This is a genomic window from Microcystis sp. Msp_OC_L_20101000_S702 (genome assembly GCF_007095705.1).
Classification (GTDB): Bacteria; Cyanobacteriota; Cyanobacteriia; order Cyanobacteriales; family Microcystaceae; genus Microcystis; species Microcystis ichthyoblabe_A.
In genome coordinates this window covers 1-18,460 of the sequence record NZ_SFBO01000151.1, presented here as the reverse complement: position 1 = coordinate 18,460, position 18,460 = coordinate 1, and the positions used below count along the sequence as shown (strand labels likewise).

Below are 18,460 nucleotides of genomic sequence, written 5' to 3'. Positions count from 1 at the left end.
TCCGAAGCCCTTGCCAGGGAAATCACTACGTTCGCCGTTCCCCCGACAAATTATCCAGAGGGATTGGAAATTTCCGATAGCTATATTTATTATCCAGGAGGATCGGAAATTTCCGAAGCTGTTGTTCCTAATATTAGCACTTGTCTCTATGCGCTCAAAGCAATCATAGCATTTTTCATCAGAATGAGCCATGGGCAAGAGGCTTAAACCCTTTGTTGGCAAAACTTGTCGATACCTCAGTAACGTGAAAAGCGCTATAACTACACATCTAAGCCACCGACATCGTCTTCATCATCAGGAGGGGCTGTAACATTCAGCGTTAATCAAGGAGACCCGATCATAAACTTACTAGGCGGCTCCGGTGGTAAAGAATTTTATGAGGGTGTAATATTGCCAAATGGAGATCTAAAAACTAACTGGCAACTGACTCCTTTTATGAACCTCGCCGTCGTCACCAATTATATTTTTGGTTTCGTCCTCATCGTTTTTGGCAGCGATAGTGCGATCGCAGATTGTGTAGAGAGTTTGTCGGGTGGGCAATGCCTATTTTACATTCAAGGTAAAATAGAGCCAAGGAAGTTAGTAGAGAGAGAAAGCTATTTTGCCAGCTATGAGCCAAACCCTACCTAAAACTGTTAATTTCGAGGAATTCGTCCCTTGGCTGCCTGAAAATTCTGGAGTACGTTATGAGCTACACAAGGGAAATATTATTGAAATGGCACAACCCGCAGGAGAACACGAGGAAATCAAAGGATTTTTAACTGTTAAACTCAGTGGAATAATTGATAGACTGGGTCTTCCTTATTTAATTCCTAACCAAGCGATTGTCAGACCTGCTGGTAAAAACTCTGGTTATTTTCCTGATGTATTAGTGCTAAATCGAACCAAGCTCGCTCAGGAAAAATTATGGAAAAAAGAATCAATCCTTAGTGAGGGTGCATCTATCCCTCTGATAATTGAAGTGGTATCGACTAACTGGCGTGATGATTACTACTTAAAATTTGCTGATTATGAAGAAATGGGTATTCCTGAATATTGGATTGTCGATTATGCAGCCTTGGGTGGGCGTAATTTTCTTGGCACTTCTAAACAACCGACCATCTCTGTTTGTCGCTTAGTTGAGGAAGAATATCAAATTCGGCAATTTCGAGATAGTGATCGCCTAATTTCTCAGACTTTCACGGAATTAAATCTCACTGTCAATCAGATTTTCTTAAGTCTGTAGGGTGTGCATCGTCCACCTTACTCTTTTCGCTTTTTTCTTCAGTTTGAGGGGTTGATTTTGCCGCTTAAAATCCGCAATTATTGCCTTTATTTGCTCCATCTGCTTGAGTTTTAAGCCATTAAGCTCAATTTATTTTATCGCTTTCGTGTTCATGTTCTCAAGGTCGTTACTAAGACAAGATCGTAAACTAAGACGCATTTTAAATGAGAGAAATTTGGGGATCCCTATTTATTTTTCTAGTCTGTCCTATTATCGGGGGATTGCCTCTGATTGATTGGATAAATTATCTCGTAACTGGACGTAAATTATCCCAATTAGGTACTGGTAATATCGGTGTAACTGCCGCTTTTTACCATGGAGGTAAATTAGTGGGAATTTTGGCGGTAATTTCGGAAGCAGCCAAGGGAATTATCGTTATTCTCCTAACCCGTTTATTTTTTCCCACCGGCTCCACGTGGGAATTATTAGCTTTAATTGCCTTAGTCATGGGGCGCTATTGGTTAGGAAAAGGTGCGGGAACTACTAATGTTTTCTGGGGATTAATCGTTCACGATTTTGTCGCTGTTTTTCTCACCTCAATCATTAGTGGGATTAGCTTTACTATTTTTCGAGAAAAATCTACGGGTAGATTGGTAGGATTATTTTTATTAGCTTTAATTCTCACCTTGCGCCGTCCCCACGATTCAGGTTATATTATAACTGCCATTGCTTTAGCCTGTTTATTAGGGGCAATTTTTCAAAAAATCGCCGACGATTTAGACTTACCTGAAGCAAATGTTAACAATGAATCAAAAACTATGTTTCGTTTTTTTCGTGGAGATCGATCGATCCAAACTCTTGATGACAATCTAGCAGCTTCAAAAGTGGGACAAAAGGCCGCCACTTTAGCCGATCTTAAGCGTGCCGGTTATCCCATTCCTAGGGGTTGGATTTTACCACCAGGAGATGATCCACAACCGTTAATAGAATCTCTTCATCCTGATATTAATCATCCCTTAGTCGTGCGCTCTTCCGCTATTGGAGAAGATGGTGAAACCGCTTCATCTGCGGGACAATATACCACAATTCTTAACGTTGTTGATCAAGAAAATTTAGCGGCGGCGATTTTAAGTTGCCAAACCTCCTATAATAGTCCTAATGCTGTTAATTATCGACTCGATCGAGGTCAAGAAAACACGGACATGGCTGTGTTAATTCAAGAACAAATTCGAGGAGTTTTTTCGGGGGTTGCCTTCAGTCGTGATCCGATTAATCCTCTCAGTTTAGATGTGGTTATTGAAGCTTTACCCGGAGATGCCACCAGAGTTGTATCGGGGAGAGTCACCCCCGAAAGTTATCGAGTTAATTTAGAAGAAAATATCATCATCGGAGCGGGAGATATTCCCCCGGCTATTATTCAACAGGTAGCTAATCTTTGTCGGCAATTAGAAACCCTTGATCATGGCATTCCCCAAGATATAGAATGGACTCATGACGGACGAAAATTATGGTTATTACAGTGCCGTCCTATCACTAATTTACAGCCAATTTGGACAAGAAAAATCGCAGCTGAAGTTATCCCCGGAGTGATTCGTCCTTTGCCTTGGTCGATTAATCGTCCTTTAACCTGTGGAGTTTGGGGAGATATTTTCCAGTTAGTTTTAGACAAAAAAGCCCTCGATTTGGACTTCAATGAAACAGCGACTTTACACTATCAAAGAGCCTATTTTAATGCTTCTTTATTAGGCACAATTTTCCGTCGCATGGGATTACCTCCAGAAAGCTTAGAATTCCTGACCAAAGGAGCAAAGTTTACCAAACCACCGTTAACGGCAACCTTGGCTAATTCCCCTGGTTTATTAAAACTTTTAGGACGGGAATTACAGTTAGAAAAAGACTTTAGCCAAGATCAAAAAACCTATTTTATCCCAACGCTCGAAAAAATTAACGCTACTTCCCTAGAAGCTTTATCTTCAGGGGAGATTTTAGAGCAAATTGAGGAGATTTTAACCGTCTTAAAAAAAGCCACCTATTATAGTATTCTTGCCCCCCTTAGCTTCGCTTTGCGTCGCAGTATCTCGCGAGTACCTTTTGAGAAATTGGATAACTCTCAAGCACCGGAAATAGCCTCAATGCGATCGCTATCTGAACTGAGAAAAAATACGCTCGATCGAGATTTTGACTCAGCTTTTTCCCTCTGGTTAGAAACCTACGGTTATTTAAGCGAAGTGGGGACTGATATTTCGATACCGAGATGGCGAGAAAATCCCCCATATCTGCTACAACTACCCTTAGATATTCCGGGCAATAATAGCCAGAAAAAAGTCAAATCTTCCCACAATGTCCAAAAAAGATTAAATATCAAAAACCAAGTGACTGAAATTTACTCCCGTCTTTTAGCTCACCTACGCTGGCATTTTCTCGCTTTGGAAACCCTCTGGTTACAGCAACAAATATTATCAGAGACGGGAGATATATTTTATCTAAACTACTCAGAAGTTACCCAGTTAGGTCAGAATAATAATATCGCCAATCTTAACCAGATTATTCGTCAGCGTCGCCAACAATTCCAAGAAAACTCTCAATTAAACGATATTCCCTATATCGTCTATGGACAACCACCGAAAAAAGAATTTTTAGTCTCAAATTTAACTGCCAAAAAACGCTTACAGGGAATTGCCGCTAGTGGGGGGACAGTGGAGGGACGAGTCAAAATTATGCCAACCCTACAAAATCTAGAAATTGCCCCTGATACTATTCTCGTTATTCCCTATACTGACTCAGGATGGTCCCCTTTATTATCCCAAGCTGTGGGCATTATTGCCGAGGTGGGGGGACAATTATCCCATGGTGCTATTATTGCCAGAGAATACGGAATTCCGGCGGTTATGGATGTGCATAATGCCATGAAATTGTTAAAAGATGGTCAATTAATTCGTCTCGATGGCAGTCAAGGAATTATTGAAATTCTCTAGGCATTAGGGGACAGGGTGTGGGGTGTAGGGTGTGGGGTGTAGGGTGTAGGGTGTGGGGAGTTTTCTCAGTTAACTGATAACTGATAACTGACTCCTAAACCAATGTTGGTCAAAGATAAGCAAAAATTATCTATTGACTCCAAAAACTTGAGAATATTTAAATTAATATTTCGCAATATTTACAAATTCTTAAGAATTAATTGAGAAAGATTTTTATTTAACAACGATGTTCCAATGGTTACAGCGATTTGATATAATTTCATAATCGGGTATTCTATACTTTTTTGGGCAGCAAAGGTTGAAACCCTTGCCACACCTAGAAGATAATCCCAATTAAGACAGGTAAATGAGTCAATTTCACCCACAACGATGATCTTTTTTTTGTGTAGTTTTATTGCAAAAAAAAAGTTTTTTTGACAAAAAGCACAAAGTATGATAGACCACCAATGGATTTCTAGCCGCAAACAGTAGCTGCTATATTAACTGGTTAAACCGTGTTTTAGGGCAAAACGTACCAATTCCGTGCGACTATTAGTACCAGTCTTGCTAAATAAGCGACTGACGTATTTTTCTACGTTCCTAACGCTGGTTTCTAGACGACTGGCAATTTCTTTATTCATCAATCCCTCCGCTACTAAATCTAAAACACTTTGTTCCCGGGGGGTCAGATCAACTTTAATCGGGGGGGGAGTGGTAGTAAAAGTGTTCTGTTGTCCCACCTGCTGTTTTAATTCCCGGATATCTCGGGCAATTTCTTCTAATCTAGCGTTTTCGCTGGTGGCTTGCAGGGATTGACGACGGCGCTCGATTAAAGACTTGATTAATGCTTCTAATTCTTCGGGATCGAAAGGCTTGGATAAATAAGCATCACAACCAGCATTATAACCCTGAATGCGATCGCTTGTCATCCCCCTTGCAGTGAGAAAAACCACGGGAATTGTCTGAAAACGAGCATCTTCGCGCAATTTCTTCAGAAACTGATAGCCATCCACCTGCGGCATCATAATATCGGAGATAACTAATTCCGGAATTTCTTGATTGAGTAAATCCCAGGCTTCGTTAGCATTACTAGCAGTTCTTACCTCGAATTCATCCCCGTACTGTAGATATGCTTGCACAGATTCACGAACCCCCGGTTCGTCATCCACTAACAAAACTTTCGCAGGTGTGTCCATCAATTTCTCGCAGCGATCGAATATTGTCCGAATCCTATCTTATCAGCTAAGGAGATAGGAGTCAGTAGTCAGGAGATAGGAGTCAGGAGATTGCTTTTATTTATTCTCCCCTCTCCACACCCTACACCCCACACCCCACACCCTACACCCTACACCCCACTTTCCAGATCATCCTCAAGATAGTGACGGTGAGTTAAACTAGCAGATAGAACCAAAAAGTTACAAAAATCACACAATAATTTTACAATCCTTTCACCATTCTTAACAAATCCCGTGACCATTCTCTGCTGGCTCGATCGCATTAGTGCTTCTGATCGCCCCCTGGTGGGGGAAAAAGCTTTTATTGCCAGTGAATTACACCAGCGAGGATACCCAATTATCAGGGGATTTGCCATTTTAAACCGCATTTTTGCGGAATTTTTGGAAACTATCAACAATACTGACTCATTCCTGACTGATTTTCCCCAGTCTTCCCTCTATTTAGACGTAGATAACCCAAAAGCTCTGCAATTAGTCGCCAAAGAAAGTCGGCGGGCCATTTTACAAGCGCAAATTCCTCCTCTCTGGTTAGAAGAACTAACGGCGGCCGTGGCACAATTATCCATGGATAGCCTAGTATGGCGCTTTTCCTTACCTGCTCATCTGGCTCGGCGAACTCTCGGTTTATTTTCCGCCCCCATCAGTGGAATTAAAGCAGATAATCTAGAAAATGCCCTAAAACAAGCCTGGGCGGAGTTATTCACCGCCAGAAGTCTATTTTATTGGCGAAAAGTGGGAATTGGTTTAGAAAAAATTCAATTATCTTTACTGGTACAACCATTATTACCAGCCAATTGTGCGGGAAATGTGCTCATTAATGAGGATAACTGGCAAATTCAGGCGGTTTGGGGATTAGGACACAGTTTAGCTAATGGAGAAGTGGCACCGGATACCTATATTATCGATCGCTCCGGTCAATTACGCAGTCGGCAATTAGGCAATAAATCCAGGGCTTATTATCTCAACAGTGACAGTAATCTGCTTGCACCACAATTATTAGCACCCAGTTTACAGGAAAGCTACTGTTTAGATAATTTCGCCATCGATCGCCTTTGTCAACTGGTTCAATCTCTACTAGCGGAAAAACCCAGCTTAACCAGCATAGAATGGCTGATGATGCTAGATGGTCAAATTTATATTCTCAACTGTCACAGTCAGGAAATCACCGCTACTACCTCCAATTATCCCTTAAGAGGATTAGGGGCATCCCCAGGGTTGGCATCGGGAGTGGCAAAAGTGATCAGCAATTTCGACTCCCCAGAGGCAAATTTTCAGGATTGCATTCTGGTTACTACTAATTTACCTCCGAAAAAACTGCCCCATTTACGCCAAATTCGAGCAATGATCACGGAACAGGGGGGATTAACTAGCCATGGAGCCATCTTAGCCCGGGAATTAGCCATTCCTGCCATTGTCGGGGTAAAAAATGCCACAGAAATTATCCGCTCAGGCGAGATAATTTTAGTAGATGGTACGAGGGGAATTATTTCTCTAGCATCTCAGGAACAGATTTCCTTACCCCCAGCACCCCCCAGAGAAACCGACGGGACGGCAATTGCTACCCGTTTGATGGTTAATCTCAGTCAAACTGAAAGTATTGCCAGAATCCAAGAGCTGCCTATTGATGGGATCGGTTTATTGCGCTCAGAATGGATGATTTTAGAGTTACTTTCTCAGCGTAATCTAGAAGAATGGTTAACTCCAGAGCATCAAGAAGCATTGATCGAGAGATTAAGTGATTTAATCGCACAATTTGCCCTTAGTATCCAGCCTAAGCCTTTATTTTACCGTTCTTTTGATGCTCAACATTCGGCTAAAGACAGTCGGGGAGCCCATGGTTATATATTAGATCCGACTCTATTTGATCTAGAATTGCAAGCTTTACGACGGGTACAAACCACCAGCGCCACCAATATTAATTTACTGCTTCCCTTTGTCCGTGGGGTTGAAGAATTTATTTTCTGCCGGCAACGGGTACAATCGGCTTTACTCACTCAAGTCCCTTCTTTCCAATTGGGGATAATGGTGGAAGTACCGGGGGTAATCTTTCAATTGAGGGATTATGTGCAAGCAGGGGTACAGTTAATCGCTATTGGTACTAATGATTTAACTCAATTACTTTTAGGTAGCGATCGAGAACATTTCTCAGAATATTTTAACGCCCGTCATCCCGCAGTCAGGGCAGCTTTAAAACAAATTATCACTCAAGCAAAAGTTTTACAGATTCCCTGTTCCGTTTGCGGCATGGCCATCGTCCAGTATCCTGAAATTATCGATGATCTGATTGCTTGGGGTGTGACTTCTCTTTCGGTGGATACAGAAGCAGTTTTAGCCACTAGAGAGGCAATTGTTCGCGCAGAAAGAAGGTTTTTATTGGAAAATGGCAGATAACCTCGGCATCTCCTATTTGTGACTTTCCCTCACATATTGGTGAGCAGCAGCAGTTATTCAAAGAGGGCGAATGCAATTCGCCCCTATAATAATATGATTGCGCCAGTCGGCGATCAAATCAAGTTTTTGTTAGGAAATATTAAGGGTTTCTCCCAATCAAGACTAGACAGCATTCTCTGAGAAAATAATGTAGGCGCTCATCATCGTTAGGGAAATTTTTCTCGCGAGTCCCCTGAGCTATATTTGCTAGTTCTGTTTCTCTTATCTCTATATTATCCAGCCAATGCTCAAAATCTCCTTTTTCCATGTATTCTTTAAATTTATTGGGATTATCTATAGATAATTCGAGTAATTCTGGGATATTGTTAACGCGTTTTCCTCCACCCTTGTCTAAGTTAAAATAGAAAGGTGGATTATATTGTGGATTTCTACTGTAATTTTTAATTTTATTAAGAAGATTTTTAAAACAATTATTAATAAGTTTATTTAAAAGGTATTGTTTATCTGCTCCTTGTGCTTGCATCAAAACTTTAGTATTCTCTACTTGATTAGCTAGGTCAACTTCACCTAAAGTTTGCAGTCTCGATTTTAATGAGTCATTTTCTATCTCAATAATATTTTTATCATCAATCATTGATTCTACTATTTGATACATTTCCCATATTTTATACATTTCCCATACTCTATGGTTAGACTTCCAAAATATTCGTGTACTTTTCACATCTTCATTTTGTTTTTCAATTCCTTTGTACCAAATTTTTCTTAAACTTCCTTCACCGTCTCTTAATGCGGCAATTTCCTTACTATCTTCTGTAAATATTGAGAAGTACATATGTAAAATTATCTTTCTAGTTTTTGTTGGTATTATTAATAGTAACACCGATATTACAACAATTAAAATAATCCCAGTGATAATATTTGCACCAATTACGTTTCCTACCATGGGAATAAGAATAGCACTTATCGATCTTAATGGGTAAAGAATTATTATGTCTGATACTGCAAAAACAGCACCCGCTAATCCCAAGAGTTGGATAGTACCAAAAACCCTTTTAATCCAAGTACCCTCTTCTGGTCCAAATCGTAAAGTTTGCATATAGGTTTCCCAAACAATTGGCTTCTGAGCAACGGGTAAATTATTAAAGTATAAATCATTAATTTTAGGCTCAATATTAGTGGCAATATATCTACCAATTCTAACGACCTGATGATTACTTGCATTGACAAGAAAGATGATCAATCCACAAGAGGCGGGAACCATTATTCCCAGAATAATTGCTGAAGGAATTCGCCGTTCAATTGGAATACCATATTTTTGTGGAGATATTGTTTCTGTTGCCGTGTCTTTTTCTTTAATAACTAACGTCGAGGAAGTTGGCTTTGAATTTTTTGGTTTAATTTCGTGACTACTATCCCCTTTTGGATGAGATATTGTCGTTTGTGTTGTTTCTCCTTTTGTCGTTTTTTTTTCTCCTTTTGTCGTTTCTGTTGTAGTTGTATTTGTGGGTATTCTAGTAATAGTTGTTGTCTCTTTCATGATGGGGAGATTAGCGATGGGACTGATCCCAATTCCCAGTAAAGTCAAAACTAAACCACCCCCAAAGACAATAACATTACTGCGATTTTGCACGGTTTGTAAAATTTCCGTTCTCAGGGTTTTATACTCCTCCATACACACATCGATCGCTTTATTGATATCGGGTTGATTGTTGTTATTAGGCATTTTTTAACTCCCGAATTTATATATAGTTGTAATTTTATCTGGTCAAATAGAATTACACTATTGGCTTAAACTTTTCTTAATTAGTTCCAATGCGATTTGTAAATTAGCCTGTGTCCAAAGGAGAGGAGTGGCATCATTAGGAATATATTTTCCCTGTTCTAGATAGTATAATTCGGGACATTTAAACTCACCCACGGGGGAATCTTTTCCCGTAATTTGTCCGAGAGAACGATTAAAGTAATGGGTTTGTAGGTTGAGGTATTTTTCCTGACCTGTACTCTGGAATTTAAGGGCAAAAATGGCAGAAATAATCGGATCAAAAATACACCATTGTGCTTCTTCGCCTAGGTTTAATCCTCTCCCTTGTTCCTGTAACCAATTTTCCCTTTCTGTCGATACGGTGGTGCGGATTTCTGGGGGAATTAAGCGATAGTCTCGACACCAAAAAGAATCACCTAAATAGCGACGAATACCGTAATCTCCCTGAAGGTGAACGATAACATTATTAAGAATTTGATCGGCGATATTTGTCTCCACCACTTGTAAGGGATAAATCAAAAAAAGTAGGGATGCATCATAACTTCTCGCCTGCGGTACTGGTAGAAGACACTCGGCTGGTAAAATACGGTATAAAGCTTGTTCTCCTATCTCAATTAAGTCCGCTAAAAATGCTGGTGTAATCCTGCGATTTTCGGCTGTGAGATTTATCTCTGTCTCGATTAATAACCTTTTTAATTCCCGTAATCCCGCTACGACAACCCCGATGCTAGATGCTTCTATTTTGCGGGTTTCTTCCCAGTGACCGCTATCCTCATCCTGCCAATAACTAATCGCTTGAAAATATAAGGGGAATAGGGCAATTGTTTCTAAACAATGGCGGGAAAGCTGAACATATTTTTCCCGTGCCAAACGACAATAAAACCAGAGAAAATAGCCAAGGGCATCATTTTGTGCGTGTTGCCAAACTTGGTCAATTTCCGTCAGTGTACGTCCCTCAAAACGAATATGAGGACGTTCCATGATCTTTTCAGGATTAACTCGACCTTGGATAATATTAATAAAACGCCTTTGGAACTTTTGAAAATAGTTCATCAAAGTCTGAATATTCTTGACAGCGATCGCTGTCTGTCCGATAATATAGTGAGAATAAGCCAGATAAACGTTATCCCTCAGCCAAACATTGGCATATCCGGTGTATTCTGTCTCATTACTGACTAATGCTGCTGGAAATAAGCCATTTTCCAGATGGGGAAATCTCAAGACATCATTTTCCGACAAAAACGCGGATAATCTCTGAAGATCCCCCAGAGAGTAGCGGTATTTAATGAAATCGAGAATTTTTTCGTTGTGAACAACCAGCATCGGCAAAATACTCAAATAATCTGCTCAAAAACGCATTTATCTCGCTCAATTCTACTGAGAAACCCAAAAAATGCGTCTTTGATTAGGATCCCGTCGGGGACTTTGTTCCCCCATCACTTGCCGCGCTTGACTAGGATCAAAGCTGCGAGTAAATTGACCGCGCAATTGATTGACGCGTTCCTCCTTTTCTTGGGCTGCCAAACGCACTTCTTCTAATTTTGCCTGTTGCATCTGTTGGTAGGGTAACAAACGAGCGATCGCAAAAACCGCCGTGATGGAAATGGCGCTATAGGCAATAATTCGCAGCCAAATCTCGATAATTTGCCATTTTTGGGATTTATTGCCGCTTTTTTGCTTTTTTTGTGGTTTTTTGTCGGTTTGGTTTCGTGTTCGTGCGGTCATAGATTTATGAGTACAAGTAAAATCGGTGAGAAAGGTGGCTAATTACTTTCAATTTACACCCAATCACTGATAACCGATAACCTAAAAAACCCCAATCGGTCTATCCTATAACTAGGTTAGACGGGATTGGGGTTTATTGAAAGCGACTTTACTTATAAAGTTCCGTCGCTAGACGAAAAGCCAAAATCCCGGGGATTAAAGCAATTACCAGAGCGACTAGAACTTGAGTATCAGAAAGCATTGCTGATTATCTCCTCATAAAGATATTCATCCAATACTTTCCGACATCATCGGGGTTCTCTGCATCATTTCGTTACAAGACTTCATATCTCCCCACCCCGATGACGGTTATCTCCCCTAGAAAAGAAAGTTGTAAAAGCGTTAAGCTGAGATATTGCCATGATTACATTTATTTTTACCTGCGGCCTCAATGTTAGACTCGCTCCTTGATTCATCTCTAACCCTTAGTCTAAAAACCCCGTTAATTCTGTTGGTTCTCATTGCCCTAGAAGCGGTATTATCAGCAGATAACGCCATTGCTCTCGCTTCCATAGCACAGGGATTAGGAGATCATCAGCGTCAACGTCAGGCCTTGAATATTGGCTTAGTTTTCGCCTATATTCTCCGTATGGTCTTGATTCTTACCGCCACCTGGGTGGTTAAATACTGGCAGTTTGAACTTTTGGGAGCAGTATATTTGCTCTGGTTAGTCTTTAATTACTTTGCCTCCCCTGAAGACAAGGATCACACCCATCATAGTCTCAAGTTTCAATCTCTCTGGCAAGCTATCCCCCTAATTGCCGTTACTGATTTAGCTTTTTCCCTCGATAGTGTTACCACCTCCATCGCCGTGGCCGATGATACTTGGTTGATCCTGCTTGGTGGTACGATCGGAGTAGTTACCCTGCGCTTTATGGCGGGTTTATTTATTCGCTGGTTAGAGGAATACACCCACCTAGAAGATGCTGGTTTTGTCACCGTCGGTTTGGTGGGTTTAAGATTGTTGTTGCGGGTGATTAGTCCCGATTTTGTGCCGCCGGAATGGATTATGATTAGTTTAATTGCTATCCTCTTTGCTTGGGGTTTCTCAAAACGCAACGATCGAGAACCAATAGAGAGTGATCCCATCCAATCTGATGAATTGCCATAAAATAATCATCAGGAGTCAGTCATCAGTGATCGGATTTGAGTTTTCAGTTCACTGATTACTGTTTACTGTTCACTGTTCACTGAAAAGAGAATCCCTAGAAGATCATGTCATCTTTACCGACTCCATCTGCTGATACCTTAGAAAATTCTACTCGATCGCCCTCTTGGAAAATTAAACTCCTCTACGATGGAGAATGTCCCCTCTGCTTGCGGGAGGTTAATTTTCTGCAAAAACAGGATGCTGGGAGAGGATTAGTTGCTTTTGTCGATATTGCCGCCGAAAACTATAATCCGGAGGAAAATGGCGGTATTTCCTTCGCGGCGGCCATGGGACGAATCCACGCTGTACTAGCCGATGGTACTATACTCCAAAATGTGGAAGTGTTTCGCCAAGTCTATGATATTTTGGGCATCGGTTGGATTTATGCCGCTACCAAATGGCCGGTTATCGGGTTTCTAGTGGATATTATCTATGAAATTTGGGCTTCTTGGCGATTAACCTTAACCGGAAGACCGAATTTAAAAACAGTCTTAGCAGAGCGTCAAAAACGTCTGGAATGCAACTCATCAAATCGTTGTTCTCGCTGAGTTAAAATCTCCTAACCCTACACCCCACTCGGAATCACCCCCTGGGATGTGATACTAAATCCGTTGAGTATAGGCTACTTATAAGGACAGTCAAAAGGCAAAAGGAGAAATAAATAATCAGTTTTTAATAACCAGATTTAATGTGATAATTCTGCCTGGGAAATAGAAACTGAAATAACGCAAATTCGTCGATCATACTAAATCCGTTAAGTATAAGCTACATATCAGGAGAAGTACTCCTGCAAGGGGAGTGACTCTTAAATTATTACAGATGCGTCAGCAGCTGCGTGTAAGCATCCCACCGAAAAACTAATGCGCGAGGGGTTTGGGGACGGCGCTTGCGTCCCCAACGGGGGGTTTGGGGGGTAGAACCCCCCAAAAGCTTGGATTGAGTGATCAAGTGGGAAGTAATACTAAATCCGTTGAGTATAGGCTACTTATAAGGACAGGCAAAAGGCAAAAGGAGAAATAAATAATCAGTTTTTAATAACCAGATTTAATGTGATAATTCTGCCTAGTAAATAAATGGTACTTTATTTTCTTGCCAGTTCCTGACCGCGACCTGCGATCGCCCAGAGATAACTAATTGCTAAGGCCAAAAACGTGAGGGGAATACTTTCTTTGACGATAAAAATCCCTAAACCGATCAGCACACAGGGAACGAAGGTACTTCCCTGACTGGTTAGGATAGTGGCGATGGTCGGCACGCTGGTCAACCCGTAGGCGAACGCACACCAAACCCCCACCAGAATCAAAAACACGCTGACGATAACGATCAGACTTGTTACGCTACTACTGGCGAAAAGGGGAACGTAAATACCGATATTATCGCTGCCGTTGGCGACGGTTAACGCGGCCACGCTGTAGGTGCGCGGGTCAAACCAACCACCGAAGGGGGAATGTTTCGCACCCTCCAGGTCCACTTCGACATTCTCCGGCTCCTCCTCCTTCTCCTCTTCTTTGAGAAGGGAAACGATGCCGAGAATCACAGGAACGAGGCCTAGATAGCGAATCCACGGGGTAGGGATGAGAAAACACCCGAAAAACCCCGCTAAACTGGCAATAACCAGCAGACTAAAGCCGATATACTGACCGATGACGATATCGCGATGACGGAAGAGTTTCCCCGTTTGGCTGAAGAGAATCGTCAGGATCAATATATCGTCGAGGTTGGTGGCGACGAATGCCGCTACACCGGTGGATATCGCAATCACAATCTCGATCATCGTTTTTTTCCTTAAGATGGCCGTCGGGTTCGTCCGTTCGTTAAACCTTGTTCGGCTTTTCCTTCAAAGGTTCCAGAACAGGAAAATTTTACTACCTATCCCGATCGAGAAACTGTATTTCGCACGACCGATCGCCCTAGGCCGCTGCGGGATGGAAAAAGAAAGCAAGGGTGATCACTGCGTAGGTCGCCACCAGTAATATACCCTCTAACCAGTTCGAGCGACCGTCGTTACTGATCGAGTTAGTCAGCCAGACGGCGACGGCGACGGCGACCAATTCAAACGGATCGAAATCGAGAGCCATCGGCTGACCGAGGAAATAACCCGCAATTACGAGAACCGGCGCGACAAAAAGTGCGATTTGCAGACTCGAACCCACCGTCACGGAAACCGCCAGATCCATTTTGTCTTTTAAGGCGACCCTAACCGCGGTGGCGTGTTCGGCCGCGTTGCCGATAATTGGCAGCAGGATCACCCCCGTGAAAAGGGTCGTTAATCCTAATTTATGCGTGGCTTCCTCTAGGGTATTAACTAACAATTCCGATTCGACCGCCACCCCGATCGTCACCAGCAGTAATATCCCCACCCAGAGCCAGAGATTCGGCTTTTTTACGCTTACGGCTTCTCCAGGCTCTTCATCGAGATCTGCGTCCCCCACCTCGTAAAGATAGGTATGGGTCTTCATCGAAAACAGCAGACTCAGGCAATACACAAAAATTAATACCGCCGCCACCGTTACCGAGAGACGCTGTAGGACGCTCTCCTCGATTGCGGCGGAGGTGTATTGAACGGTCGTGGGTAGGAGGATCGCTGCCACGGCGAGATTCATCGACGAGGAATTTAAACGGGCGGTCACGGGCTGGAATTTCTGTTCTTTATAGCGTAAGCCGCCGAAAAACATCGACAAGCCCGTTACCAGCAGCAGATTCCCGATAATCGAACCGGTAATCGTCGCTTTCACCACCTCGATCAAACCCTCTTCCAGGGCGGCGTAGGCGAGAATTAATTCGGTAGCGTTGCCGAAGGTGGCGTTCAATAAACCGCCGAGATTGGGACCGACCACGACGGCGATTTCCTCGGTTGCCTTTCCCATGTAAGCGGCCAGGGGAACAATCGCCAGACAGGCGCTCAGGAAAACGATCGTCACGTCCCAATGGAGGAAATTCCAGGCGATCGAGATCGGGACAAAAACCAACAAAATAGCGAAAATCCAGTCCTTTCTATTCATAGCAATGGGTGTATCGGCATAAAACCGCGCACGGTTGTGAAAAACAGACTATCGGCTTTTTTTCTGTTTCAATTACCCAAATCGCCCGGTAATATACTCCCGGGCCTCGTCGGTTTGCGGATTGCCGAACATAACTTCCGTGGGGCTAAATTCGACTAATTTTCCCCGGCGTTTCCCGGAGGGATCGGTTTCGGTGTTAAAAAATGCCGTCCAGTCGGCGATCCGCGATGCCTGCTGCATATTGTGGGTGACGGTAATGATCGTGTAACTTTCCTTCAGTTGTAGGCACAATTCCTCCACCTGACGGGTAGAGATGGGATCGAGGGCCGAACAGGGTTCATCCATCAATAAAACATCCGGCTTCATCGCGATCGCACGGGCGATACAGAGACGCTGTTGTTGTCCCCCCGATAGTGCCGTTCCTTTTTCTTTCAGTTTGTCCTTTACTTCCTCCCAGATCGCCGCCTGCCGCAGGGAATACTCGACCAATTCATCAAGATTTCCCTGATAACCGTTGGTTCGGGGCGCGTAGGCGATATTCTCGTAAATGCTCTTGGGAAAAGGGTTGGGACGTTGGAAAACCATCCCCACCTGTCGCCGTAACTTGACTGCATTGACCTGCGAATCGTAAATATTCTGATTTCGGTAAAGTAGTTTTCCCTCCACCTTGGCGCCGGGGATCAGATCATTCATTCGGTTAAAGCAGCGCAAAAGGGTACTTTTCCCGCAACCGGACGGCCCGATAAAGGCGACGATTTTTCGCGCAGGAATTTTAATATGAACGTCCAGAAGAGCTAGAAATCCATTATAAAAAACTTTTACTCCTTCCGCCTCGAAAACACTGTGATCTGGGTTAAGGTGGGTAGTCATGGCAAAAATTCTCCTGAGTATGGTTAAAGATGTGTTTCGAGGGCAGTGGGGAGTAGAGGAGTGGGCAATTAAGAAGTTAAATAGACTTATCTAACCTCCCGCCTGCTGCCTTCCCTAATTCGGTGTCGAATAGCGTTGACGTAGATAGATGGCGATGGCGTTCAGCGCCATGATCAAAAGGATCAGAACGATAATCGTTGCAGCGGCGGCATTGGCGAAACCAGGTTCAGGACGGGAGACATAACTAAAAATCTGAATGGGCAGTACCATAAATCGCTCGAATAAACCAGGATCGAAGGTCAGAAAACTCACCGCTCCCACCACCACTAGCGAGGCCGCGTCCCCGATCGCCCGCGACACGGAGATAATTACCCCCGTGAGAATCCCCGGCACCGCGTAGGGTAAAACATGGTGTTGGAGCGTCTGCCATTTGGTGCTGCCTAGACCGTAGGAAGCTTGGCGGAGGGAATCGGGAACCGCCCGGATCGCCTCCCGCGCCGCAACGATAATGACTGGCAGCGATAGTAGAGATAGGGTTAAGGCCCCGGAAAGTAGGGTAGAACCGAAATTCAGTAAATAGACGAAGACCCCTAAACCGAGTAAACCGTAAACGATCGAGGGAACCCCGGCCAGATTGCCGATATTCACCTCGATCAGCGCCGTCCACCAGTTTTTCGGGGCGTATTCTTCTAGGTATAGGGCAGCGCCTACCCCGATGGGCACCGCTACCAAGATCACGATTACTCCCAAATAGAGGCTACCGATAATCGCGGGGCGAATTCCCCCGCGCTCGGGAAAACGGGAGGGGGTTTCCGTGAGAAAACCGGGGGTGAGTAGGCGGACCAGTCCGTCATGAAAGACATTGAGCAACAGTAGAGCGAGAACGAATAGACCGATGAGTAATCCGATCAAGAAAATATACTCGTAGATTTTGCCGATGGTTTCTCGGCTTTCGAGTCGATCGTTAAAGACGGCCGTATCCCTAGCAGGAGAAGATTTAACCATGATAATTAGTCGTATTTTTCCTTAAAGCGATTAGAAATCCAATAACTGCCGATGTTGAGTGCCAGAGTGATCAGGAAAAGCACCGCACCGACCGCATAGATGGATTTAAAATTGAAACTCCCTCTCGGGGCATCTCCACTAGAAACCTGGGCCATAAAAGCGGTCATGGTGGCGATCGATTCCAGTGGGTTGAAAGTTAGACGAGGTTGAGCGCCCGCCGCGATCAGGACGGTCATGGTTTCTCCCACCGCACGGGAAACCCCCAAAATAATCGAAGCCATAATCCCCGATAGGGCGGCCGGCAAAACCACCTTGAAAATTGTTTCCAGCTTGGTAATTCCTAGGGCATAGGAACCCTCGCGCAGGGAACGGGGAACCGATTTAATCGCGTCTAGGCTGATCGAACCGACGGTCGGGGTGATCATGATTCCCATCATCAATCCCGCGCTCAGAGCGTTAAAAACCTCTACGGGTAAAAAATTCCGTAGTAAGGGCGTGAGAAAGATCAGTGCGAAGTAACCGTAAACTACGGTGGGAATTCCCGCCAGAATTTCCACGGCCGGACGCAGAATAGAAGCTACTTTCGGGGTTGCGTACTCGGCCAGATAAATCGCTGAAGACAATCCCAACGGAACTGCGACCACCATTGAGATGACCGTGGTTAAAACGGTTCCGTTAATCAACGGCCAGATCCCGAAACGGGGAGGATTAAAAAGGGGAGTCCATTGGCTATCCAAGAAGAACTGCCCGAGACTTACTTCCTGGAAAAAAGCGACAGTTTCCTTGAAAATAATAGCGACGATGCCGAAGGTTGTGACTACAGATACAAGGGCGCAGGCGAACAAAATCGTTCCGATAATTTTCTCGGGAACATCATCGGAGGCTCGCTTGAGAAGAGAATCCCCTCTTGCGAACAAAGAGTCATCAAAAGAACCGGTAGTGGTCATGGGAAATTTTGGGTCTGAAACCCCGCCGTTCTACGGCGGCTTTACGTTAGAATTAAGAGGCCAGTCTCGAAAACCAAGTGGACGGCGCAGCACCTTGAAAACTCGGCTTAGGGGGTTCCGACCAGAAAAGCTTGGCCGGGTAAAAAGTCGCGCGCAACAAGTACAAGAAGCTATAG

General features: G+C 43.6%; 16 protein-coding genes and 1 pseudogene. 7 read left to right on the top strand and 10 right to left on the bottom strand.

The window, feature by feature from the left end; genetic code table 11:
- The 4 genes and pseudogenes from EWV60_RS16350 to EWV60_RS16335 form a co-directional block, all read left to right on the top strand.
- A pseudogene (locus EWV60_RS16350) lies at positions 1–207 on the top strand (hypothetical protein); the annotation flags it as partial.
- Positions 208–390: 183 nt separating this feature from the next.
- On the top strand, positions 391–630 hold the full coding sequence (locus EWV60_RS16345) for a hypothetical protein (protein WP_002753163.1): 240 nt from the start codon (positions 391–393) through the stop codon (positions 628–630).
- Positions 611–1,225: a Uma2 family endonuclease gene (locus EWV60_RS16340; protein ID WP_002753162.1), complete on the top strand. Its 615-nt coding sequence runs from the start codon at positions 611–613 to the stop codon at positions 1,223–1,225. Before EWV60_RS16345 ends, EWV60_RS16340 begins: the two co-directional genes overlap by 20 nt.
- A 203-nt stretch (positions 1,226–1,428) precedes the next feature.
- Positions 1,429–4,179 carry a glycerol-3-phosphate acyltransferase gene (locus EWV60_RS16335; protein ID WP_287233385.1) on the top strand — a complete coding sequence of 917 codons (2,751 nt, stop codon included), beginning with the start codon at positions 1,429–1,431 and terminating at the stop codon, positions 4,177–4,179.
- A 479-nt stretch (positions 4,180–4,658) separates the two neighbouring features.
- On the opposite strand, the gene EWV60_RS16330 is transcribed toward EWV60_RS16335, so the two are convergent.
- Positions 4,659–5,354 carry a response regulator transcription factor gene (locus tag EWV60_RS16330; RefSeq protein ID WP_002737332.1) on the bottom strand — a complete coding sequence of 232 codons (696 nt, stop codon included), beginning with the start codon at positions 5,352–5,354 and terminating at the stop codon, positions 4,659–4,661.
- 273 nt (positions 5,355–5,627) lie between these two features.
- Between EWV60_RS16330 and EWV60_RS16325 the strand changes: the two genes are divergently transcribed.
- Positions 5,628–7,784, top strand: coding sequence for a putative PEP-binding protein (locus tag EWV60_RS16325; RefSeq protein WP_287233382.1), 2,157 nt, complete (start codon positions 5,628–5,630; stop codon positions 7,782–7,784).
- 139 nt (positions 7,785–7,923) lie between these two features.
- Here EWV60_RS16325 and EWV60_RS16320 read toward each other — a convergent pair whose 3' ends face one another.
- The 4 genes from EWV60_RS16320 to psaM form a co-directional block, all read right to left on the bottom strand.
- Positions 7,924–9,507 carry a hypothetical protein gene (locus EWV60_RS16320; protein ID WP_287233380.1) on the bottom strand — a complete coding sequence of 528 codons (1,584 nt, stop codon included), beginning with the start codon at positions 9,505–9,507 and terminating at the stop codon, positions 7,924–7,926.
- A 57-nt stretch (positions 9,508–9,564) separates the two neighbouring features.
- A complete protein-coding gene (locus tag EWV60_RS16315; RefSeq protein WP_287233377.1) occupies positions 9,565–10,869 on the bottom strand; it encodes a glycoside hydrolase family 15 protein in 1,305 nt (434 codons plus the stop codon).
- A 51-nt stretch (positions 10,870–10,920) separates the two neighbouring features.
- Entirely contained in the window at positions 10,921–11,271 is a 351-nt protein-coding gene (locus EWV60_RS16310; protein WP_287233375.1) for a slr1601 family putative cell division protein, read from the bottom strand.
- 148 nt (positions 11,272–11,419) lie between these two features.
- Complete coding sequence (gene psaM / locus EWV60_RS16305; RefSeq protein ID WP_012264462.1) at positions 11,420–11,512, bottom strand: photosystem I reaction center subunit XII; 93 nt, start codon at positions 11,510–11,512, stop codon at positions 11,420–11,422.
- 189 nt (positions 11,513–11,701) lie between these two features.
- On the opposite strand from psaM, the gene EWV60_RS16300 reads away from it, so the two are divergent.
- Together EWV60_RS16300 and EWV60_RS16295 are read left to right on the top strand one after the other, a co-directional pair.
- Positions 11,702–12,421 carry a TerC family protein gene (locus EWV60_RS16300; RefSeq protein WP_002737049.1) on the top strand — a complete coding sequence of 240 codons (720 nt, stop codon included), beginning with the start codon at positions 11,702–11,704 and terminating at the stop codon, positions 12,419–12,421.
- Positions 12,422–12,525: 104 nt separating this feature from the next.
- Positions 12,526–13,008 carry a thiol-disulfide oxidoreductase DCC family protein gene (locus tag EWV60_RS16295; RefSeq protein ID WP_287233374.1) on the top strand — a complete coding sequence of 161 codons (483 nt, stop codon included), beginning with the start codon at positions 12,526–12,528 and terminating at the stop codon, positions 13,006–13,008.
- A gap of 533 nt (positions 13,009–13,541) precedes the next feature.
- Here EWV60_RS16295 and EWV60_RS16290 read toward each other — a convergent pair.
- The 5 genes from EWV60_RS16290 to pstC all read right to left on the bottom strand — a co-directional run bounded on the left by EWV60_RS16290 (position 13,542) and on the right by pstC (position 18,284).
- A complete protein-coding gene (locus EWV60_RS16290; protein WP_287233372.1) occupies positions 13,542–14,234 on the bottom strand; it encodes a cadmium resistance transporter in 693 nt (230 codons plus the stop codon).
- Positions 14,235–14,370: 136 nt separating this feature from the next.
- Positions 14,371–15,462 (bottom strand): calcium/proton exchanger, encoded by a 1,092-nt coding sequence (cax, locus tag EWV60_RS16285; RefSeq protein WP_287233370.1) that lies wholly within the window; start codon positions 15,460–15,462, stop codon positions 14,371–14,373.
- Between the two features lie 72 nt (positions 15,463–15,534).
- Positions 15,535–16,332 (bottom strand): phosphate ABC transporter ATP-binding protein PstB, encoded by a 798-nt coding sequence (pstB, locus tag EWV60_RS16280; RefSeq protein ID WP_272077547.1) that lies wholly within the window; start codon positions 16,330–16,332, stop codon positions 15,535–15,537.
- A gap of 114 nt (positions 16,333–16,446) precedes the next feature.
- Complete coding sequence (gene pstA / locus EWV60_RS16275; protein ID WP_002776020.1) at positions 16,447–17,337, bottom strand: phosphate ABC transporter permease PstA; 891 nt, start codon at positions 17,335–17,337, stop codon at positions 16,447–16,449.
- A 5-nt stretch (positions 17,338–17,342) separates the two neighbouring features.
- Positions 17,343–18,284, bottom strand: a complete 942-nt coding sequence (gene pstC, locus EWV60_RS16270) for a phosphate ABC transporter permease subunit PstC (RefSeq protein ID WP_130758527.1) — start codon at positions 18,282–18,284, stop codon at positions 17,343–17,345.
- Positions 18,285–18,460: the final 176 nt, after the last annotated feature.